Raw genomic sequence first — 19,880 nt, 5'->3', positions numbered from 1 at the left:
GGAGAGCAGGATGAAATTCAGTGAACAATGGCTGCGTGGTTGGGTTAACCCGCAGGTAGGTCGCGATGAGCTGGTTGCTCGTCTGTCGATGGCCGGTCTTGAGGTCGATAGCGTTACGCCGGCCGCCGGTGTATTCAGTGGCGTTGTGGTCGGTGAGGTGCTCAGCACAGAGCAGCACCCGGATGCTGACAAGCTGCGTGTTTGCCAGGTCAGCAATGGCTCGGAGACTTTTCAGGTCGTATGCGGTGCGCCAAACGTGCGGCCGGGTCTGAAGATCCCGTTCGCCATGATCGGTGCCGAACTGCCAGGTGACTTCAAAATCAAAAAAGCCAAGCTGCGTGGCGTTGAGTCCAACGGCATGCTCTGCTCGCAAGCAGAGTTGCAAGTGGGTGAAGGCAATGATGGCTTGATGGAGCTGCCGGCAGATGCACCGGTAGGCGAAGATATTCGCGTTTATCTGGATCTCGAAGATGCCAGCATTGAGGTCGACCTGACCCCTAACCGGGGTGACTGCTTGTCCCTGGCTGGTCTGGCCCGTGAAGTAGGTGCGTTGTATGCGGCCCCGGTTACACGTCCGGTAGTGGCGACCGTTGCGCCAGTGCATGACGAAGTGCGCTCTGTAGAAGTGCTTGCACCTGCAGCGTGCCCTCGTTACCTGGGGCGTGTGATTCGCAATGTCGACCTGTCGAAGCCTGCTCCGCTATGGATGGTTGAGCGTCTGCGTCGCGCTGATGTGCGTAGCATCGATGCCGCAGTCGACATCACCAACTACGTGATGCTTGAACTGGGCCAGCCGTTGCACGCTTTTGATCTCGCCGAGATCAACGGTGGCATTCGTGTGCGCATGGCTGAAGAGGGTGAGAAGCTGGTATTGCTTGATGGGCAGGAAGTCACTTTGCGTAGCGATACGCTGGTGATTGCTGACCATACCCGTGCGCTGGCCATTGCCGGTGTGATGGGCGGCGAGCACAGTGGCGTATCTGCTTCGACCCGGGATGTGTTTCTCGAAAGTGCTTTCTTCGACCAGATTGCTGTGGCTGGCAAGGCCCGCTCTTATGGTCTGCACACTGACGCTTCGCATCGCTATGAGCGTGGTGTGGACTGGAAACTGGCCCGTGAAGCCATGGAGCGTGCTACTGGCCTGCTGCTGGAAATCACTGGCGGTGAAGCCGGTCCGATCATTGAGACCGTTAACGAGCAGTATCTGCCGTCAATCGCGCCGATTACCTTGCGTGCTGCGCGTATCAGCCAGATGCTGGGCATGGAAATGGACTCCGCTGAAGTCGAGCGTCTGCTCAGTGGTTTGGGGCTGACAATTTCGGCTGATGGTGCAGGGCAGTGGCGTGTAGAAGTGCCTAGCCATCGCTTCGATATCAGCCTTGAAGTTGATCTGATCGAAGAACTGGCTCGTCTTTACGGTTACAACCGTCTGCCAGTCCGTTATCCGCAAGCCCGCCTGGCTCCGCAGGCCAAGGCTGAAGCACGTAGCGATTTGCCTGAATTGCGTCGTTTGCTGGTAGCTCGTGGTTATCAGGAAGCGATCACTTATAGCTTTATTGATCCGAAACAGTTCGAGCTGTTCAGCCCGGGTGTTGAGCCTCTGTTGTTGGCCAACCCTATTTCGAACGACATGGCTGCTATGCGTGCCTCTTTGTGGCCGGGCCTGGTCAAATCGTTGCAGCACAACCTGAATCGTCAGCAAGATCGCGTTCGCTTGTTTGAAAGCGGCCTGCGCTTTGTCGGTCAGCTGGAAGGTCTCAAGCAAGAGCCGATGCTGTCGGGTGTGGTTTGTGGCAGCCGTCTTCCTGAGGGTTGGGCGCAAGGGCGCGACGTAGTTGACTTCTTCGATGTCAAAGCGGATGTAGAAGCCGTATTGGGTTTCGCGGGCGCTCTGGACTCGTTCACCTTCGTAGCGGGCAAGCACCCGGCATTGCACCCGGGGCAGACTGCACGTATCGAACGTGATGGTCGCGAAGTTGGCTATATCGGTGCCATCCACCCTGAGCTGTCAAAAAATCTGGGTCTTGATCGTCCAGTATTCGTTTTTGAGCTGGTGCTGGCTGAAGTAGCGTTGGGCAAAATGCCTAAATTCCAGGAGTTGTCGCGCTTTCCTGAAGTGCGTCGTGACTTGGCGCTGCTGGCTGATCGTGATGTTGCTGCCAGTGCAGTACTGGAAGTAATACGTGAAAATGCAGGTGAATGGCTCACAGACCTCAGGTTATTTGACGTCTACCAGGGTAAAGGCATTGATCCTCATAGAAAAAGCCTTGCAGTTGGCTTGACCTGGCAGCATCCATCGCGCACTCTTAATGACGATGAGGTGAACACCACGACACAAAACATCCTCACCTCGCTCGAAAAAAGGTTGAACGCCACGTTAAGGAAGTGACGTATGGGGGCTCTGACGAAAGCTGAAATGGCGGAACGTCTTTATGAAGAGCTGGGCCTGAATAAACGCGAAGCCAAAGAATTGGTCGAGCTGTTTTTCGAAGAAATCAGGCACGCTCTTGAAGACAATGAACAGGTCAAATTGTCAGGTTTTGGCAACTTTGATCTGCGTGACAAGCGACAGCGGCCTGGCCGCAATCCGAAAACGGGAGAAGAAATCCCGATCACGGCTCGCCGTGTGGTCACCTTTCGTCCAGGGCAGAAGTTGAAGGCCCGAGTAGAGGCTTATGCTGGAACCAAGTCATAACGACGAGCTCCCGCCGATTCCGGGCAAACGCTACTTCGCCATAGGCGAAGTCAGCGAGCTATGTGCGGTCAAGCCGCACGTGCTGCGCTACTGGGAGCAAGAGTTTCCTCAACTCAACCCTGTCAAACGTCGCGGAAACCGCCGGTATTATCAGCGACAGGATGTGCTGATGATCCGGCAAATTCGTGCACTGCTTTATGATCAAGGGTTCACCATCGGAGGCGCGCGGCTGCGACTTTCCGGGGATGAGGCCAAAGACGACACCACCCAATACAAACAATTGATCCGCCAGACGATCTCCGAACTGGAGGACGTTCTGCAGGTTCTTCGTAAATAAATCTGGCTTTAAAATACTTTCGTATTTCAAAAGCTTAAGGTATATTCCTCGACGTTCCATCAAGTTGTAACGCCTAGTCGGGGCGTAGCGCAGTCCGGTAGCGCACTAGCATGGGGTGCTAGGGGTCGAGTGTTCGAATCACTCCGTCCCGACCATATAATTCAAGGGGTTGCGAGATTCTATCTCGCGACCCCTTTTTATTTTTAGGTGTTTTTACCCCTACAAAAGCTCTGGCTCTTGGTGGAATCTTCAGCTGATACAAAGGTCATGGCGCGAGGAGAGTGCCTCGTTGTGTCCTGGTCGCTCGAGCAGAAGGGGACGACCGTTAAAGAGCCTTTTCCGGCGCCGGTTGGTCGTTGGGTTGGGCGATGATTGTTTTGAGTTCTGCGCTCATGGGGAATTTGAGATTCAAGCCTTTGGGAGGGATGGGCTGAGTAAACCATTTATCGTAGATGGCGTTGATTTCGCCCGAGACGAAAAGTGACTTGATCGAGTCATCCACGACTTTTTTGAGATCCGGATCACCCCGACGCATGGTGCAACCATAAATTTCGTTGGATTGCGGGGTGCCGGTCACCACCCAATCTTCCGGTTTCTTTGCCTTGGCCATCTCGCCCGCCAGCAATGCGTCGTCCTGCATAAACGCAATGGCGCGGCCGGACTCGAGCATTTGGTAAGACTCACCAATGTCTTTGGCAGAGATGACGTTCATGTTCATCTTTTTCTCGGCATTCATGACCTTGAGCATCCGCTCGGCAGTGCTGCCAGCAGTGGTCACTACGTTCTTGCCATTGAGATGGTCAAAGTCTTTGTAGGTCGAATCCTTTCGGACCAACAGTCGGGTGCTGGCTTCGAAGATGCCGACTGAAAATTCGACTTGCTGCGCCCTCTCTGCGGTATTGGTTGTAGAACCGCACTCCAGATCGACAGTACCGTTTTGCACAAGCGGGATGCGCGTTTGTGACGTCACCAGGTTGTACCGTACGTTCAGCTCGGGCATCTCAAGTTCCTGCTTGATAGCGTCGACAATTTTCAATTGGATATCATGGGAGTAGCCAACTGGTTTGCCGGAAGCATCGGCGATGTAGGAGAACGGAATTGAAGAGTCTCGGTGCCCCAGGGTTATGGTCCCCGAGTTCTTGATTTTTTTAAGTGTACCGGTAAGTTCGGCAGCCATCGCTGGCGTGAAGGTTAACGCCGCAGTCAGAGTAGCGCCCAGCATTGCAGGGAAGACTCGCATCAAAAGCTCCTCATAAGGGTGGGGCGAGTCTTTTTCTGACTCGCCCATCTTTGGCTCAGCGGACGTTTTCGCTGGGCTTGGCGACTTGCTTGATGTTAGTGACGGTCCAGCCAGACGGTCTGTGCATTACAGAACTCGCGCACACCGAAATGCGACAGTTCACGGCCAAAACCGCTTTTCTTTACGCCGCCGAAAGTGACGCGTGGGTCGGTTGCGCAATAGCCATTGATGAATACGCCTCCGGTTTCCAGTTCGCCCGCCAGCTTCTGGGCCAGTTCGACATTGCGTGTGTAGATGGTCGAGGCAAGCCCGAACTCACTGTCGTTGGCCAGTTCCAGTGCGTGTGCTGCGTCCCGCGCGGTGATGATCGATGCCACGGGCCCAAACAATTCCTGTTTGAATGAGGTCATCTGGTCGGTGACATCACCAAATACCGTAGGCTCGTAGTAGTTGCCAGGGCCTTCGGCTTTTCTGCCTCCCAACAACAAGGTCGCACCTTCTTCCAGGGTATCCCGGACCTGACGATCCAGTTCATCGCGCAGATCAAAGCGGGCCATGGGTCCGATGTAAGTGTCTGTGGCCAGTGGATCGCCAATGACCAACTTGCAGGTGGACTCGACAAACTTGCGGGTAAACTCCTCGACAACGCCTTGCTCGACAATCAGGCGTTTGGCAGCCGCGCAGACTTGTCCGGTGTTTTGATAGCGGCCAATCACAGCGGCTTTGACGGCTTCGTCTAGGTCGGCGTCGTTGAGCACAATGAATGGATCTGAGCCACCCAGTTCCAACACGCACTTCTTCAAGGCTGCACCCGCCTGCGCGCCAATAGCCATGCCAGCTCGAACACTGCCTGTGAGCGTCACTGCTGCGATGCGAGGATCTGCTATCGCAGTTGAGACACCGTCGGGCGTGACATTGATGACTTCGAACACACCATCAGCAAAGCCGGCGCGCTTGAACGCGTCTTGCAGCAGATAGGCGCATCCCATCACGTTCGGCGCATGTTTGAGGACGTAGGTATTGCCGGCAATCAACGCCGGGACGGCGCCGCGCAGCACCTGCCAGACGGGAAAGTTCCACGGCATCACGGCGAGAATCGGGCCCAGTGGACGATATTCAATTCGTGCCTTTCCGCCCTCAACCTGTGTGGGTTCGGCAGTCAGCATGGCGGGGCCGTGTTTGGCGTACCACTCACAGAGCTGAGCACACTTTTCAATCTCACCGCGCGCCTGAGTGTTGGGTTTGCCCATCTCTTGAGTGATCATCTTCGCCATCGTTTCTGCGTTGTCGCGCAATGCCCTTGCCAAAGCGATGAGTGCTTGCGAACGCATTTCGACGGGTTGGCTACGCCAGGTGTAAAACCCTGTAATCGCACGTGACAGTGACGCCTCCAGTTCCGCTGCGGATTCGAAGGGGTAGTGGCCGATCTGCTCACCATTGGTGGGGTTGATTGAAATGGCATGGGTAAGGCTGGAAACGTTAGTCATGACACCGTCCTGTAGGATGGGAATGGATGCATAGCTTCTAAGCAACAGCGCCGGTGTTGAATCAGATCGCGCGAGCCAAAATGGATTGGGCGCGACCAATGACCGGCGCATCGACCATTTGCCCATCCAGCACGAAAACGCCTTCACCTGAACGAGCGGCTTCGATAATGCGTTGCGCCCAGTGCAATTCTTCTTGGCTTGGTTTTAGCGCCTGATGAATGATCGCGACTTGGGTTGGATGGATACACAGCGCGCCACCAAAGCCCATGTCGCGTGCAAAATGAACAGCACGTAGCAGCCCTGCGGTGTCCTGGATCGACGGAAATACCCCATCCAACGCTGGAGCGAGCGCGGCAACCCGGGTGGCAAGCAAAACGGCGTAGCGCGCATGGCTAAGGATTTCTTCAGCGGCAGGGCTGCCAGTAGACAGGTTCAGGTCCAGACCCAGATCCAGGCTACCAAACGACAAGCGCTCAACGCCTTGAGTGCCGGCAATTTCGTTGAGTGCTGACAAGCCCTTCGCGCTCTCGATGATTGGCCAAATCGGTTTTTCGGTACCGGCAGCTGTGGTGACCTGTTTCGCGCTTTCTGCTTTGGGCAGCAGAATTCCGATAACGCCGGCGTGGCGTCGGCAAAGATCCAGATCTGCAACATGCGCCCAGTGATCCGGGGCATTTACTCGGACCAGAATCCGTGCATCCGAGGCTTCGGTCAGGAACGCGTCGAGATTACCCCTCGCCTGCTCCTTGAGGTTTTCTTGCACGGCATCTTCCAAGTCAACGATGACCCGATCCGCCCCGGTGGCAATAGCTTTTGAGATGCGCTCTGGTCGAGTGGCCGGCACAAACAGGGCGGAGCGAACAATTGATTTGCTCATGGCGTTGCTCCATTGCTGAACTCGATCTCTCCGATCTGTGCTGTGCCGTCCTGATTGCCAGCCCAGACCTGTGCCTTGCCGTTTTCGATTAGACGTCCGCCCACCTCGAAAGGCTGAGGCGAAATCAGAGGTCGTACTCCGCGGAATGCGAAACGCTCCAGGCGCGCAGTTGGATGCGCTTTGGTAAAGGCACGTAAATTCAACGTGGCGATCAATGGACCATGTACCACCAGCCCCGGATAACCTTCGGTCTCTGTCACATACGGCCAGTCATAGTGAATACGATGACCATTGAAGGTCACTGCGGAATAGCGAAACAGCAGGGTTGGAGTGGGCTCTATCCGTTCCTGCCATTGGCCTTCAGGTAGCTTTTCGGTACCGTTCAGTTTGGGCGGGGAAGGTTCACGGTAAACAATGTCCTGATCGTCTTGTAGGGCGCGTTTGCCGTCCTGGAAAAACTCATGGCGTACTGTGACGAACAATAAGGAACCCGTGCGACCGTGCTTCTCCTCGACGTTGAGGATGGTCGATACACAGCTCACTTCAGCATCCACTTTTAATGGCTTGAAAAACTCAATTCGGCTTCCCGCCCACATGCGATTGCGGTTATGGGCCGGCGGCAAAAATCCCCCAAGCGCTGGATGGCCGTCCGGCCCCAGTTCGCTGGCACCCACCGGCTCCTGAAAAAATGCCCAGTGCCACAGGGGCGGCAGCGGCTCACCGGGTTGTGGTGCCGACTCGCCCAATGTCGCGGCAATGCGTCTGACCAGAGTGAAACTGATCCGGTCCTGGCTTTCCTGACGTCGTCCAATCCAGGCGGAAAAATCGGAACTGCTGCTCATATTCTTTGCTCCAATCGGTCAGTGATCAAGCCAGGGTGGCCATTTCTGGAATCGCTTCAAAAAGATCCGCCACCAGGCCGTAATCGGCCACCTGGAAGATCGGCGCTTCTTCGTCCTTGTTGATCGCAACGATCACTTTGGAGTCTTTCATGCCGGCCAGGTGCTGGATCGCGCCGGAGATACCGACCGCGATGTACAGCTGTGGAGCAACGATCTTGCCGGTCTGACCGACCTGCATGTCGTTCGGTACAAAACCTGCGTCGACCGCGGCACGCGAAGCACCGACGGCAGCGCCCAGCTTGTCGGCCAGGGCGTACAGGTGTTTGAAGTTGTCGCCGTTCTGCATGCCGCGGCCGCCGGAAACGACGATCTTGGCAGCGGTCAACTCAGGGCGATCCGACTTGGCCAGCTCTTCGCCAACAAAGCTGGAAGTGCCAGCGTCGTGGGCAGCGGAGACGGATTCAACGGCAGCCGAACCACCTTCGGCGGCAACCGGGTCGAAACCGGTGGCACGTACGGTGATGACTTTGACCGAAGCAGTGGACTGTACAGTCGCAATGGCGTTACCGGCGTAGATCGGGCGCTTGAAGGTGTCGGCGCTTTCTACCGAAACGATCTCGGAGATCTGGTCAACGTCCAGCTGCGCGGCAACGCGTGGCAGGATGTTTTTGCCGTTGGAGGTAGCGGCAGCCAGGATGTGGCTGTAGCCAGCGCCAAGCTCTGCAACCAGAGGAGCGACGTTTTCCGGCAACTGGTGAGCGTAAGCGGCGTTGTCGGCCACCAGCACTTTAGCCACGCCAGCGATTTTCGCTGCGGCTTCAGCCACGGCGCCAGCGCCCTGGCCTGCAACCAGCACATGGATGTCACCGCCGATTTTAACGGCAGCCGCAACGGTGTTCAGCGTGGCCGGGGCCAGCACTTTGTTGTCGTGTTCTGCAATAACCAAGATAGTCATTTCTGGCTCCTTAACTCAAAGCACCTTCGCTTCGTTTTTCAGTTTCTCGACCAGTTCAGCCACCGACTTGACCTTGATACCCGCGCTGCGTGCAGCAGGCGCTTCGACTTTCACGGTCTTGTTGGTGGAGGCGGTGGAAACGCCCAAAGCGTCAGGAGTCAGCACTTCGAGAGGCTTCTTCTTGGCTTTCATGATGTTTGGCAGGGACGCGTAGCGCGGCTCGTTCAAACGCAAGTCGGTGGTGACGATGGCCGGCAGCTTCAGGGAAACGGTCTGTGCGCCGCCGTCAATTTCACGGGTCACAGCTACGCTGTTGCCGCTCACTTCGACTTTGGAAGCGAAGGTGCCCTGGCCGTAACCGGTCAGCGCAGCCAACATCTGGCCAGTCTGGTTGTTGTCGCTGTCGATGGCCTGTTTGCCGAGGATCACCAGCGGTGGCTGTTCCTTGTCGACAATCGCTTTAAGCAGCTTGGCAACGGCCAGGGAAGTCAGATCTTCGGCGGATTCGACGAGGATGGCGCGGTCGGCACCCAGAGCCAGCGCGGTGCGCAGTTGCTCTTGAGCGGTGGACGGGCCGATGGAGACGACGACGATTTCAGTCGCAACACCCTTCTCTTTCAGGCGTACGGCTTCTTCCACTGCGATTTCGCAGAACGGGTTCATCGACATCTTGACGTTGGTAAGATCGACGCCGGAATTGTCCGCTTTGACGCGAACTTTCACGTTGTAGTCGACCACTCGTTTCACAGCTACCAGGATCTTCATTGGGCAGTGTTCTCTCAAAAACTTTGATCGTTTCAGGCAGGCTTTTTGTTTTCAGCTCAAGGCTAAATCGCCCCGGCTGCGCGCATTTGTTCAATACGATCCTTATCCAGCCCCAATTCCCTGAGCACCTGTTCGGTGTGCTGGCCGAGGCCTGGTACTGCATCCATACGTGGCTCGAATGCGCTGTTGCTGCCTGGAGGTATCAAGCTAGGAACCGTGCCAGCAGAGGTTTCGACTTCCCGCCAGCGATCACGCGCCTGAAGTTGCGGATGGTCCCAAACACCTTGCATGTCATTGACCCGAGCATTAGCAATTTGCGCATGCTCCAACCGATCAAACACGGCATCGAAATTGAGTGTGGAGAACGATTCAACGATGAGTGCCCGCAGCGCCTGGCGGTTTTCGACGCGCTTGAAGTTGGCAGAGAAGCGTTCGTCTTTCGCTAGTTCAGGAGTAAGCAGTACCTTGTCGCAAAACAGCTGCCACTCTCGCTCGTTCTGCAAACCCAGCATTACTGTGGTGCCGTCACCGATGGGGAAGGGACCATAGGGGTAAATCGTGGCGTGGGCGGCGCCGGCGCGAGGGGGAGGTGTAGCGCCATCGTAGGCGTAGTACATCGGGTAGTTCATCCACTCGACCAGGCTTTCCAGCATCGACACATCGAGGTGGCTACCTTCGCCAGTGCGTCCACGCAACAGCAAGGCAGACAGAATTCCGGTGTAGGCGTACATGCCGGCCGCGATGTCAGCAATCGAGCAACCGGCCTTGGCCATTTCTTCTTCACCCGGTCCGCCGGTGACCGACAGGAATCCGCCTTCGCTCTGTATCAACAGGTCATAGGCTTTTTTCTTTTCATAGGGGCCGCCTGCACCGTAGCCTGAAATGTCACAGACAATCAGGCGTGGAAATCGCTGATGCAAAGCCTCAAATGAAAGTCCCATTCTTGCTGCCGCACCCGGCGCCAGGTTCTGCACCAGGACATCGGCAGTGGCCAACAAACTGTCTAGCACCTCGGTGGCCGAATCTTGTTTCAGATCGAGGGTCAGGCTTTCTTTCGAGCGATTGGTCCAGACGAAGTGTGAGGCGAGACCGTTGACGCGTTGGTCGTAACCTCTGGCGAAGTCCCCCGTGCCTGGTCGTTCGACCTTGATCACACGCGCACCAAGGTCGGCCAATTGTCGGGTGCAGAAGGGCGCTGCAATCGCATGCTCCAGGCTGACGACGGTAATGCCATCGAGGGGACGGATGCCTTTGGGTTGGCTCATGATTATTATCTCTCTTGTCATGGCTCCCCAGTCGCTCCGGCTTAAGCCGACGCACTGGGCTTTACGCTGTTCCTTTAGAAGGAGCGCGGCAGTTCGAGCAGGTGTTCGGCAACGTACGACAGGATCAGGTTGGTGGAGATGGGAGCAACCTGATACAGACGGGTTTCACGGAATTTGCGTTCGACGTCGTACTCGCAGGCAAAACCAAAACCGCCGTGGGTCTGCAAGCAAGCATTCGCGGCTTCCCAAGAGGCTTTCGCCGCCAGGTACTTGGCCATGTTGGCGCTGGCCCCGGCGTTGATGCCGCTGTCGTATTCCTCGCAAGCACGCCAGCGCATCAGGTCAGCCGCTTCGATTTCAATGTGTGCTTCAGCGATGGGGAACTGCACGCCTTGGTTCTGCCCGATAGGGCGACCGAACACGACGCGATCACGCGCATAGGCGCTGGCTTTTTCGATAAACCAGCGACCGTCGCCAATGCATTCGGCGGCGATCAGTGTGCGCTCGGCGTTCAGGCCATCCAGGATGTAGCGGAAACCTTTGCCTTCCTCGCCGATGAGGCTATCGGCAGGAATTTCCAGGTTGTCGAAGAACAGTTCGTTGGTTTCGTGATTGACCATGTTGGCGATCGGCTGCACGGTCATGCCGTTGCCGATGGCCTCGCGTAGATCGACGAGGAAGATCGACATGCCTTCGGATTTTTTCTTCACGTCGGTCAACGGCGTGGTACGCGCCAGCAAGATCATCAGATCGGAGTGCTGGACGCGCGAGATCCAAACCTTCTGCCCGTTGATCACATACTTGTCACCTTTGCGCACGGCGGTGGTCTTTATCTTTGTAGTGTCGGTACCAGTAGTGGGTTCGGTGACGCCCATCGATTGCAGGCGCAATTCGCCGCTGGCCAGTTTCGGCAGGTAGTAGCTTTTCTGCGCCTCGCTGCCGTGTCGTAGCAGGGTGAACATGTTGTACATCTGGCCGTGCACGGTGCCGGAATTACCGCCGCAGCGGTTCACTTCTTCCAGGATTACCGAGGCCTCAGCCAGCCCGAGGCCGGAGCCACCATATTCGACAGGGATCATCGCTGCCAGCCAACCTGCGTCGGTCAGTGCCTTGACGAAGGTTTCCGGAAAGCCTTTTTCTTCGTCGACTTTGCGCCAGTAAGCCGCATCGAATTCAGCGCACAGAGCGCGTACGCCCTCGCGGATGGCATTGAGTTCTTCAGAGTTACGGTCAGTCATTTTTATTCTCCTCAACGCGTCACGCACGGCATCTGCCCTGCGTGACCGGGGCCGGGCAAATAGCAATCAGATCGGGTTGAAACCCAAGGCGGCACGAAAGCGATTCTTGACGTAATGACCATCGCGCGGCGGCAGCACCCGAGGCGGGTTCTCCGCTTTGATCTTTATCGTCGCGAGCTTGACGCCGTCGCGGCTCGCAAAGCGCTCGCGCAGGTCATGTACGCCTTCCATGTCGCGGATTTCATCGGTCCAGCTGAAGCCGCAAGTCTTCGCCACCTGGTCCAGGGAAATACCAAAACCGGCGTGGCTGACTTGCATGCCGGTTTCACCAAAGTGACCGTTATCCAGCACTGCAATGGTCAGGTTGGCGGGCTTTTGCAGTGCCACTGTGGCCAGTGCGCCGAAGCCCATGAGCAACTCGCCGTCACCGGTGACCACCACCACCGACTTGTCTGGCTGCGCATTCGCCAGGCCCAGACCCACCGTGATTGCGCTGCCCATGGCAGCCCACAGGTAGTAATTCAGATCATTGTCACCGGCAGCCATGACGTCGTAGGACGCCGAACCGAGACCCGTCACGACCAGCACGTCTTTGCGGTCGGCCAGCAAGGCCTTGACCACTTCGCGGCGGCACAGGGTGTGGTTTGCACTTACTTGACCCATTTCTTTTCTCCAATCAGGCGCTGACCGAGCAGCAGGGCAGTGGACGAATCACCGTTGAAGGCCATGGTCGCGGCACCGTGCAGCAGGGGGGCGACGTCTTCAGGGACGTCCGCGCGCCAGGTCATCACTTTCATCAGGTTCAGGGAGGCTTCTGTGGCCTGGCCCATCGGGTTCTGCCACGCGTTGAATTCGGCCCAGTCGCCGCGCATGGTGACCACCATCAACAGCGGAAAGCCGGCACAGACTTGAAGTGCCAGGGTATTGATGCAGTTACCGACGCCGCTGGACTGCATCAAGAGAGCGCCGCGCTCGCCGCCAAGCCATGCGCCGGCGAGATAGCCGATGCCTTCTTCTTCGGTGGTGAGGACAACGGCCTTGATGTCCGGGTCTGCATACGACATACGGATCGCCGCCGAGTGGCCTGCATCCGGTACGAAGACCACGTGTTTGACGTCGTGGGCCTTGAGCACGCGAAACACGTCCTCCTGCCAATCCTGTCCCACGGTGTGTTCAGCTTCTGTTGACATGCCAATCTCCCAAGCAGTGCTGCTTTTGTGTTTTTACACATTCTGGGAGTGCTGGGAGCGGACTACGACTACCGTTTTTGTCTTTGAGATATGCCCATTTTGTATAGCAGGTGGGGTGAATGCGTGGCCTGCCAGGCAACGGCGATAGCCACGCATTATGGGAAGGGAAATGATTAACGCAGAGAGGTGCAGAATGTACGGATCGCCTCGCAGGCCCGGCGCAATGAAGCGTCATCCAGGGCGTAGGCAATGCGAATGTAAGGGCCAAGTCCAAAAGCGCTGCCATGCACTACGGCGACATCCGCTTCGTCGAGCAGCGCATGCGCGACATCTTCGTCGGTGTGCAGTACCCGGCCACCCGCTGAGGTACGCCCGATCAATCCGGCACAGGACGCGAACGCGTAGAACGCCCCGGCTGGACTGACGCATTCAAGGCCTGGGGTGTCGTTCAGCAGCGCCACCATCAAATCGCGACGACTCTGGAATGCCACCCGGCTTTCACGGATGAAATCCTTGGGACCTTCCAGTGCCGCGAGCGCAGCCTGTTGCGACACAGAGCTGGCGCCAGAGGTTTGCTGACCTTGCAGTTTTTCCATGGCTTCCAGCAACCAGCGCGGCCCTGTGGCGAAACCGATTCGCCAGCCGGTCATGGCATAGGCCTTGGACACACCGTTCATGGTCAGGGTGCGAGGTGCCAGTCGTGGTTCAACCTGGGCCAGGGTGTAGAACGCTTGATCATCAAAAATCAGATGCTCGTAGATGTCATCGGCCAGAATCAGCACGTGAGGGTGAGCCAACAACACCTCAGCCAAGGCGTGCAGTTCTTCCCGGCTATACACCGCGCCGGTCGGGTTGGACGGCGAATTGAGGATCAACCAGCGGGTCTGCGGTGTGATCGCGGCGGCCAGCGCCGAGGGCGTCAGCTTGAAGCCAGTGTCGGCGTCGCAAGTAACGATTCGGGCTTCACCGCCACACAATTGAACCATCTCCGGGTAACTGACCCAGTACGGCGCCGGCACGATAACTTCGTCACCCTCATTGAGGGTCGCGGCCAAGGCGTTGTAGATCACCTGTTTGCCACCGTTGCAGACAAGGGTCTCTTGCCAGGCAACGTCCAGACCGTTCTCACGACGGAACTTGGCGGCCACTGCTTCTCGCAGTGAACGTACACCGGCGACCTGGGTGTAGCGGGTGTGGCCGTGTTCAATGGCATGAATGGCCGCTTCACGCACATGCTTTGGCGTATCGAAATCCGGCTCGCCGGCACACAGCGAAATAATTTTCGCGCCTTGCCCCCGGCGTTCTGCCACCCGATCCATGATTCGGTAAGTCGCGGACGGCTGCGCATTGGCTAAACGCTGATTTAGACGCTGGATATCGGCGCTCATGCGCGAGTTCTCCACTCAGTCAGGTTCATCAGTTCCAGGGTCGAACGGCCCTCGGTCAACGCCTGCATCATCTGCGCTTCCTTGTCCGCCCGCGCTTCACCTTCTGCCAGGGTGCGTGCGGCATCCGCTTTGGGAATGATGATCACACCATCATCGTCGGCCACCACCCAGTCGCCCTGTGTCACGAAGGCACCATTGAAATTGAACGGCTGCCCCACCGAAGGCGCACTAGCCTTGACTGTGCCTTTCAGCGAGATGCCGCGGGCGAACACCGGGAACTGGCGTTTCTTTAGGGCCGCAATATCGCGTACGCCACCATCGATCACCAGCCCGACCACGCCAGCCGCTTCGGCCGCCACGGTGAGCACTTCGCCCCAATAACCGGCGATGAAACCACCCGTACCGACGACCAGCACGCTGCCACGGGGCACACGTTCCATCGCAAGGTGCAGGGCGAGGTTGTCGCCGGGTGAGCATTCCAGAGGGTAAGCGGGGGCGGAGATAAAGGCACCGTCCCAGATCGGGCGGATCGCGCTGTCGACCGCGCAAGACAGATGAGATGCTTCATACAGCGTCGAACTGCCAAGCACTTTTGCCCGTGCGTAAGAATCCAGGGGGAGGGGGAGCATAGTCATCAGACTTTCCTCTGCAGGTTGTGGTAACCCAGTGCGGCCCGGGCTTCTTTAAGGGTTTTGCCTTGGCTGATCAGGGCGCGAATCTCGGCTTCGACCGATTCGATCTGGCGGGCACATGCCGCCACTTCAGCCGCATGGGCGCGGGGGACGATCACCACGCCGTTGGCGTCAGCGACCACGATGTCGCGGGCACAGACCCGGACGGTGCCGATGGACACCGGCTGGTTGACCGACTGAACCTGTACGCGGTCTTTGCCGGTGCGCATGAAGCGGCCCTTGCTGAAGATCGGGTAGCCATCGCCCAGTGCTTTGTTCACGTCACGGCAAACACCGTCGATGACCGTGGCAGCGATCTGCCGAGTACCGGCGTACTGGGTCATGATGTCACCCCAGACGGTGCAGTCGGTGCGGCCGCCGTTGTCGATGACCACCACGTCGCCCGGTGCCACGTCTTCGATGAAATCGCCCACGGTGCCCGGAGGTACGCTGGCCGTGACGTACTGCACGGTGAACGCGGGACCGACGATGACCTTGCTGTAGTTGTCCAGTGGCGCCACTCCGAGGCATTGGCCGGGCAGGCCGAGTTTGTCCAGCGCATCGGAGACGCCCGGGGTGTCCAGGCCTTCAAACAAGGCGACCAGTTCTTTGTCTTCGATATTCATCAGGCGTGCTCCGTGTGGATCGCTTCGAATTGGGTGTCATGCATCACTTCGGCGACCGAGCGACCGCTGCGGACAGCCTCGACCATGCCGTCCTGGCGGCGGGCAATACGCTCGCCAAGGTCGAGCACTTTCTCGATATAGGCTGAGGGCACGAACACGGTGCCGCAGGTATCGGCGATGACATAGTCGTTCTCGCTGACCTCGACGCCGGCCACGTTGATGGTTACGGCGGCATCGATCTGCACCACCCGATTGCGGGCACTGATCATGGTCACCCCGCGGCCATAAACCGGGTAGCCAATCGACTCGCTGCCGTCGATGTCGCGGCTGAAACCGTCGATTACCGTGCCGCGCACTTTCTTGCTGGCCGCTGCATTGGCGAGGATATCTCCCCAGCAGGAGATGCCTTCGATTCCACCTGCGATCACCAGCACACGATCATCGCTGTCGATCTGTTCCACCACGGGGGTAATCAGGTGCACAGTGGGGACATTGTCGGATTTAGGAGCCAGCAGTACGGTGCTGGCGCGGCCGACAATCTTTGGGCAGTTCCACAGTGGGCGCAGCCCAACAGTGGCACCCGGCAGGCCGAGGAAGTCGAGCGCATCGGAGACCGTGTTGGTATCCAGCGCCGCCAAGCGATCCAGCAAACTCTTATTGATCATGGGAAAGCCCCAGTGGTGACGGAGGCGCCCAGTGTCAGTGAGACAATTTGATAGGTATATTACTAATCACAGATGCGTTAGATACGTTAAACCTATGGATTAATCATGATCAATTTTCGACTGATTCGTCATCTCTGGTTGTTCCTGGCGGTGGCCGAAGAACAGAACTTCGGCCGTGCGGCCAAGCGTTTGGGCATGTCCCAGCCACCGCTGAGCGAGCAGATCCAAGTGTTGGAGCAGGCGCTCAAGGTCAAGCTGTTTGATCGCTCGCGACGCGGTGCGAAGCTGACCCCGGTGGGAGCGGCGATTCTGCCAGCCGTGCGCAAGTTCGCCGACCAATTGGAGCGGTTGGAACTCGCCGTGGAGGAGGCGGTGGCGGGGCAGTCGGGGATGTTGACCATCGGCGCGATTTCTACGGCCATGTTTGATGTCTTGCCGGGTTTGATCGAGCAACTGAAGAGCGATTACCCGCACCTCACCGTGTCTGTACGGGAGATCGACAGCGTCGAAGCGGTCCCGGCGCTGGAAGCCGGGGATATCGACCTGGCTTTCGCCCGGCTGGACGGTGATCTGGGGGCCTCGATCAAATCACTGCCGCTGACTCAGGACCGCCTGGTTGTGGCCCTGCCCAGCGATCACCCCTTGGCTGCGCGCACGCGAATCAGCCTGTCCAGCCTGGCCACTGAACCCTTGGTGATGTTTTCCCGAAAGGTTAGTCCGGTCTACTTCGACAATCTGATCGCGACTTGCCGCGCCAGCGGTTTTTCCCCGCGCGTGCTGCATGAAGTGCGCTCGGTCGCCTCGCAAATTGCCTTTGTCAGCTGCGGCCAGGGTATCGCACTGGTACCAGCGTCGCTGAAAAAACTGGCACCGGACAATGTGGTATTCCGAGCACTGATCCAGAAGCTCAATGTCGTGACCACTGCGGTGGCCTGGAATGCAGATCGGCCCAATCCGCTGGTGCAGGAGCTGGTCACCCGTCTCCAGTCCCGTGTGTGAGTCGACCAAGGCCCTATGCGTGAACAAGAATTATAGGTTTGGCGTATGAAAGCCTTCCCGTATTAGGAATTTACAGAAGGCTCGATTCCCTTGAAATTGCGAGCCTGGCTGCCGGCAACCCAGGTTCGGCGGTACCTTTTCGTTCAAGGAGTCAACAACGTGTCTTCTCCAGAAACGTTCACTCATGTGCAACTCCCTCTGACGGTGGAGGGTGTCCAACTGAACGTGGCCGCCATCCATCGCGACGGCGTCCTTGCGCCGATCGTGTTCCTGCATGGTTTTGGTTCGACCAAGGAGGACTATGCCGACATCGTGCAGCAGCCCGCGTTCGCCGGTCACCCTTTCGTGGCTTACGACGCACCGGGTTGCGGCGAAAGCCAGTGCAGTGATCTTTCCAGAATCTCCATTCCCTTTCTGCTGCAGACTGCGTTGCAGGTGCTGGCGCATTTTGGCATCGGACGCTTCCATTTGGTCGGCCACTCCATGGGTGGGCTGACCGCGCTGATGCTGGCCCACCAGTTCCCGGACCGGGTGCTCAGTTTCGTCGATATCGAGGGCAATATCGCCCCGGAAGACTGCTTCCTCAGCCGGCAGATCATCGACTATCCGAGCAACGATCCCGAGGTGTTTTTCGCCGCCTTCATCGAACGTGCCCGACACGCCCCTGCTTATGCCAGTGCACTCTATTCCGCGAGCTTGCGGCACAAGGTGCGTGCCGGTGCGGTGCGGGGGATATTCCAGTCGATGGTAGATCTTTCAGATAATGCCGATCTGATGAGCAAATTCCTCGGCTTGAAATGTCCACGAATGTTCATGTACGGCGAGCAGAACGCGTCACTGTCCTATCTGCCGCATATCCAGGCCGAAGGTGTCCGGCTGGCCCCCATTCCTGATTGCGGGCATTTCCCGATGTATTCCAACCCCATCGCGATGTGGCAACAGATCGCCGATTTCCAGGTGAGCAGCCTTACCGGGTAAGCCCGGTCGTCCTGAGGGCTTCCTGATCATTCGCGGGAGCCTGGCCAGGCCACGGAGTTGAAATTCAAAAGCTGATTCAGTCACTTCTCCTGCCTTTGGGCGGCGACGTGTGCAGGCGCGTGCGTGCCTGAAATCCGTGTACCTATAACAACAAGAGGTTCGACCCATGCTTGATGTCATTAATGATTTTCTCTCCGGCAAGCTTCTGATCGTGCTCATCGTAGGCCTGGGCGGCTACTTCACGGTGCGTTCACGCTTTGTCCAGTTCCGCCATTTTCTGCATATGTTCGGCGCCTTCCGCGATAGCGTGCAAAAGAGTGCCGGGCAGATCAGCTCCTTCCAGGCCTTGATGCTTAGCCTGGCGGGGCGCGTAGGTGCGGGCAATATCGCCGGTGTCGGGTTGGCGGTAACGCTGGGCGGGCCGGGCGCGGTGTTCTGGATGTGGGTGACGGCGCTGGTGGGTATGTCCACCAGCTTCTTTGAATGCAGCCTGGGGCAATTGTACAAACGGTGTGATGCGAACGGACAGTTCCGCGGCGGGCCGTCGTACTACATCCAGTACGGACTGAAACAACCCTGGCTGGGCAAGGTCATGGCGTTACTGCTATTGGTGACCTTTGGTTTCGCCTTCAACGGACTGCAATCCCATGCCGTGACTCACTCGCTGAATAATGCGTTCGGTTTCTCTACGACCTACTCCGGCATTACGATTGCCATATTGCTTGGCCTGGTGTTCATGGGTGGCATCAAGCGCATCGCCGCGGTCTCGGACCTGCTGGTGCCGGTCAAAACGCTGGCTTACATTGGCGTGACCGTTTATGTGATCGTGCTCCAGTTTGATCATGTTCCCGGAATGCTGATGACCATCTTCAAAAGTGCTTTCGGCCTGGATCAGGCGTTTGCCGGCCTGGTCGGCAGTGCCATTGTCATGGGCGTCAAACGTGGGGTGTTTGCCAACGAGGCGGGACTGGGGAGTGCTCCCAACGTAGCTGCGGTGGCGAAAGTGGATCACCCGGCGGCTCAAGGGGTGGTTCAGGCCTTCAGCGTTTTTCTCGATACCTTTGTGATCTGTACCTGTACGGCGCTGCTGATTCTGCTGTCAGGCTTTTACACGGCTGGTTTTGAAGGCGATGGCCTGGTGCTGACTCAGAACGCGTTGGCGGCAGTGGTCGGAGACTGGGGACGCACCTTCATCAGCGTGGCGTTGGCTCTGTTTGTCTTCACGTCGATTCTCTACAACTACTACCTGGGCGAGAATAACCTGCGCTTTCTGCTGGGCGACAAGCGCGCTGCAGTCATTGTCTATCGTGGTTTGGTGCTGCTGCTGATCCTTTGGGGGGCCGTACAAAATCTGGGCACTGTGTTCGCTTTTGCCGATATCACCATGACGCTGCTGGCCTTCGTGAATCTGATCGCCCTGGCGCTGTTGTTCAATGTCGGCATGCGCTTGCTGCGCGACTATGACCAGCAACGCAAAGCCGGTATCAAGACGCCTGTCTTCGATTCAAGTCAGTTCAAGGATCTTGATCTTGATTTGCAGGCATGGCCGAACCGGGAACACGCGGCCAACGTCCCCGCCGAAACTATCACTCAAGTTGCACCTGCATCCGCTACCCAGTGATGCAAAAAGGGCCCATGGATCTCATGGGCCCTTTTCAAATA

Annotated in this window: 20 protein-coding genes and 1 tRNA gene; 7 read left to right on the top strand and 14 right to left on the bottom strand. The window is 57.6% G+C overall.

All coding sequences use genetic code 11. From position 1 onward, the window contains the following. The first annotated feature begins 10 nt into the window (after positions 1–10). From pheT to B195_RS14385, 4 genes are all read left to right on the top strand, one after another. Positions 11–2,389 carry a phenylalanine--tRNA ligase subunit beta gene (gene pheT, locus B195_RS14400; protein WP_003442190.1) on the top strand — a complete coding sequence of 793 codons (2,379 nt, stop codon included), beginning with the start codon at positions 11–13 and terminating at the stop codon, positions 2,387–2,389. 3 nt (positions 2,390–2,392) lie between these two features. Then, positions 2,393–2,695: an integration host factor subunit alpha gene (gene ihfA / locus B195_RS14395; RefSeq protein WP_002553164.1), complete on the top strand. Its 303-nt coding sequence runs from the start codon at positions 2,393–2,395 to the stop codon at positions 2,693–2,695. Next, the gene (locus B195_RS14390; protein WP_003442193.1) at positions 2,676–3,032 is read left to right on the top strand and encodes a MerR family transcriptional regulator; all 357 of its coding nucleotides are present in this window, start codon (positions 2,676–2,678) and stop codon (positions 3,030–3,032) included. Before ihfA ends, B195_RS14390 begins: the two co-directional genes overlap by 20 nt. Positions 3,033–3,110: 78 nt before the next feature. Next, positions 3,111–3,187: transfer RNA gene (locus tag B195_RS14385), tRNA-Pro, on the top strand. A 170-nt stretch (positions 3,188–3,357) separates the two neighbouring features. On the opposite strand, the gene B195_RS14380 is transcribed toward B195_RS14385, so the two are convergent. The 14 genes from B195_RS14380 to B195_RS14315 all read right to left on the bottom strand — a co-directional run bounded on the left by B195_RS14380 (position 3,358) and on the right by B195_RS14315 (position 16,241). Then, a complete protein-coding gene (locus B195_RS14380) occupies positions 3,358–4,272 on the bottom strand; it encodes a transporter substrate-binding domain-containing protein (protein ID WP_003442195.1) in 915 nt (304 codons plus the stop codon). A 95-nt stretch (positions 4,273–4,367) separates the two neighbouring features. Next, positions 4,368–5,759 (bottom strand): aldehyde dehydrogenase family protein, encoded by a 1,392-nt coding sequence (locus B195_RS14375; protein WP_003442198.1) that lies wholly within the window; start codon positions 5,757–5,759, stop codon positions 4,368–4,370. Between the two features lie 61 nt (positions 5,760–5,820). Continuing rightward, complete coding sequence (locus tag B195_RS14370; protein ID WP_003442201.1) at positions 5,821–6,636, bottom strand: CoA ester lyase; 816 nt, start codon at positions 6,634–6,636, stop codon at positions 5,821–5,823. Then, a complete protein-coding gene (locus B195_RS14365) occupies positions 6,633–7,478 on the bottom strand; it encodes a MaoC family dehydratase N-terminal domain-containing protein (RefSeq protein WP_003442203.1) in 846 nt (281 codons plus the stop codon). The genes B195_RS14370 and B195_RS14365 overlap by 4 nt, the downstream gene beginning before the upstream one ends. A 25-nt stretch (positions 7,479–7,503) precedes the next feature. Further along, positions 7,504–8,433, bottom strand: coding sequence for an electron transfer flavoprotein subunit alpha/FixB family protein (locus tag B195_RS14360; RefSeq protein WP_003442206.1), 930 nt, complete (start codon positions 8,431–8,433; stop codon positions 7,504–7,506). A 15-nt stretch (positions 8,434–8,448) separates the two neighbouring features. Next, positions 8,449–9,198, bottom strand: a complete 750-nt coding sequence (locus B195_RS14355) for an electron transfer flavoprotein subunit beta/FixA family protein (RefSeq protein WP_003442209.1) — start codon at positions 9,196–9,198, stop codon at positions 8,449–8,451. Between the two features lie 62 nt (positions 9,199–9,260). Beyond that, positions 9,261–10,463 carry a CaiB/BaiF CoA-transferase family protein gene (locus tag B195_RS14350; RefSeq protein WP_003442212.1) on the bottom strand — a complete coding sequence of 401 codons (1,203 nt, stop codon included), beginning with the start codon at positions 10,461–10,463 and terminating at the stop codon, positions 9,261–9,263. A 74-nt stretch (positions 10,464–10,537) separates the two neighbouring features. After that, on the bottom strand, positions 10,538–11,701 hold the full coding sequence (locus B195_RS14345) for an acyl-CoA dehydrogenase family protein (protein WP_003442215.1): 1,164 nt from the start codon (positions 11,699–11,701) through the stop codon (positions 10,538–10,540). Between the two features lie 66 nt (positions 11,702–11,767). Continuing rightward, complete coding sequence (locus tag B195_RS14340) at positions 11,768–12,364, bottom strand: thiamine pyrophosphate-dependent enzyme (protein WP_003442218.1); 597 nt, start codon at positions 12,362–12,364, stop codon at positions 11,768–11,770. After that, positions 12,352–12,891, bottom strand: a complete 540-nt coding sequence (locus B195_RS14335; protein WP_003442221.1) for a thiamine pyrophosphate-binding protein — start codon at positions 12,889–12,891, stop codon at positions 12,352–12,354. Before B195_RS14335 ends, B195_RS14340 begins: the two co-directional genes overlap by 13 nt. A gap of 173 nt (positions 12,892–13,064) precedes the next feature. Continuing rightward, on the bottom strand, positions 13,065–14,279 hold the full coding sequence (locus B195_RS14330; protein ID WP_003442224.1) for a pyridoxal phosphate-dependent aminotransferase: 1,215 nt from the start codon (positions 14,277–14,279) through the stop codon (positions 13,065–13,067). Next, complete coding sequence (locus B195_RS14325; protein ID WP_003442227.1) at positions 14,276–14,914, bottom strand: RraA family protein; 639 nt, start codon at positions 14,912–14,914, stop codon at positions 14,276–14,278. The genes B195_RS14330 and B195_RS14325 overlap by 4 nt, the downstream gene beginning before the upstream one ends. Continuing rightward, positions 14,914–15,576: an RraA family protein gene (locus tag B195_RS14320; protein WP_003442230.1), complete on the bottom strand. Its 663-nt coding sequence runs from the start codon at positions 15,574–15,576 to the stop codon at positions 14,914–14,916. The genes B195_RS14325 and B195_RS14320 overlap by 1 nt, the downstream gene beginning before the upstream one ends. Next, complete coding sequence (locus B195_RS14315; protein ID WP_003442233.1) at positions 15,576–16,241, bottom strand: RraA family protein; 666 nt, start codon at positions 16,239–16,241, stop codon at positions 15,576–15,578. Before B195_RS14315 ends, B195_RS14320 begins: the two co-directional genes overlap by 1 nt. A gap of 105 nt (positions 16,242–16,346) precedes the next feature. Between B195_RS14315 and B195_RS14310 the strand changes: the two genes are divergently transcribed. The 3 genes from B195_RS14310 (at position 16,347) to B195_RS14300 (ending at position 19,839) form a co-directional block, all read left to right on the top strand. Beyond that, a complete protein-coding gene (locus B195_RS14310) occupies positions 16,347–17,240 on the top strand; it encodes a LysR family transcriptional regulator (RefSeq protein ID WP_003442236.1) in 894 nt (297 codons plus the stop codon). A 159-nt stretch (positions 17,241–17,399) separates the two neighbouring features. Continuing rightward, positions 17,400–18,218 (top strand): alpha/beta fold hydrolase, encoded by an 819-nt coding sequence (locus B195_RS14305; RefSeq protein ID WP_037001505.1) that lies wholly within the window; start codon positions 17,400–17,402, stop codon positions 18,216–18,218. A gap of 166 nt (positions 18,219–18,384) precedes the next feature. After that, positions 18,385–19,839 (top strand): sodium:alanine symporter family protein, encoded by a 1,455-nt coding sequence (locus B195_RS14300; RefSeq protein WP_003442242.1) that lies wholly within the window; start codon positions 18,385–18,387, stop codon positions 19,837–19,839. The last annotated feature ends 41 nt before the right edge of the window (positions 19,840–19,880 follow it).

The organism is Pseudomonas sp. Lz4W (genome assembly GCF_000346225.2).
GTDB classification, from domain to species: Bacteria; Pseudomonadota; Gammaproteobacteria; order Pseudomonadales; family Pseudomonadaceae; genus Aquipseudomonas; species Aquipseudomonas paraversuta.
This window is presented reverse-complemented; position numbering and strand designations above follow the sequence as displayed.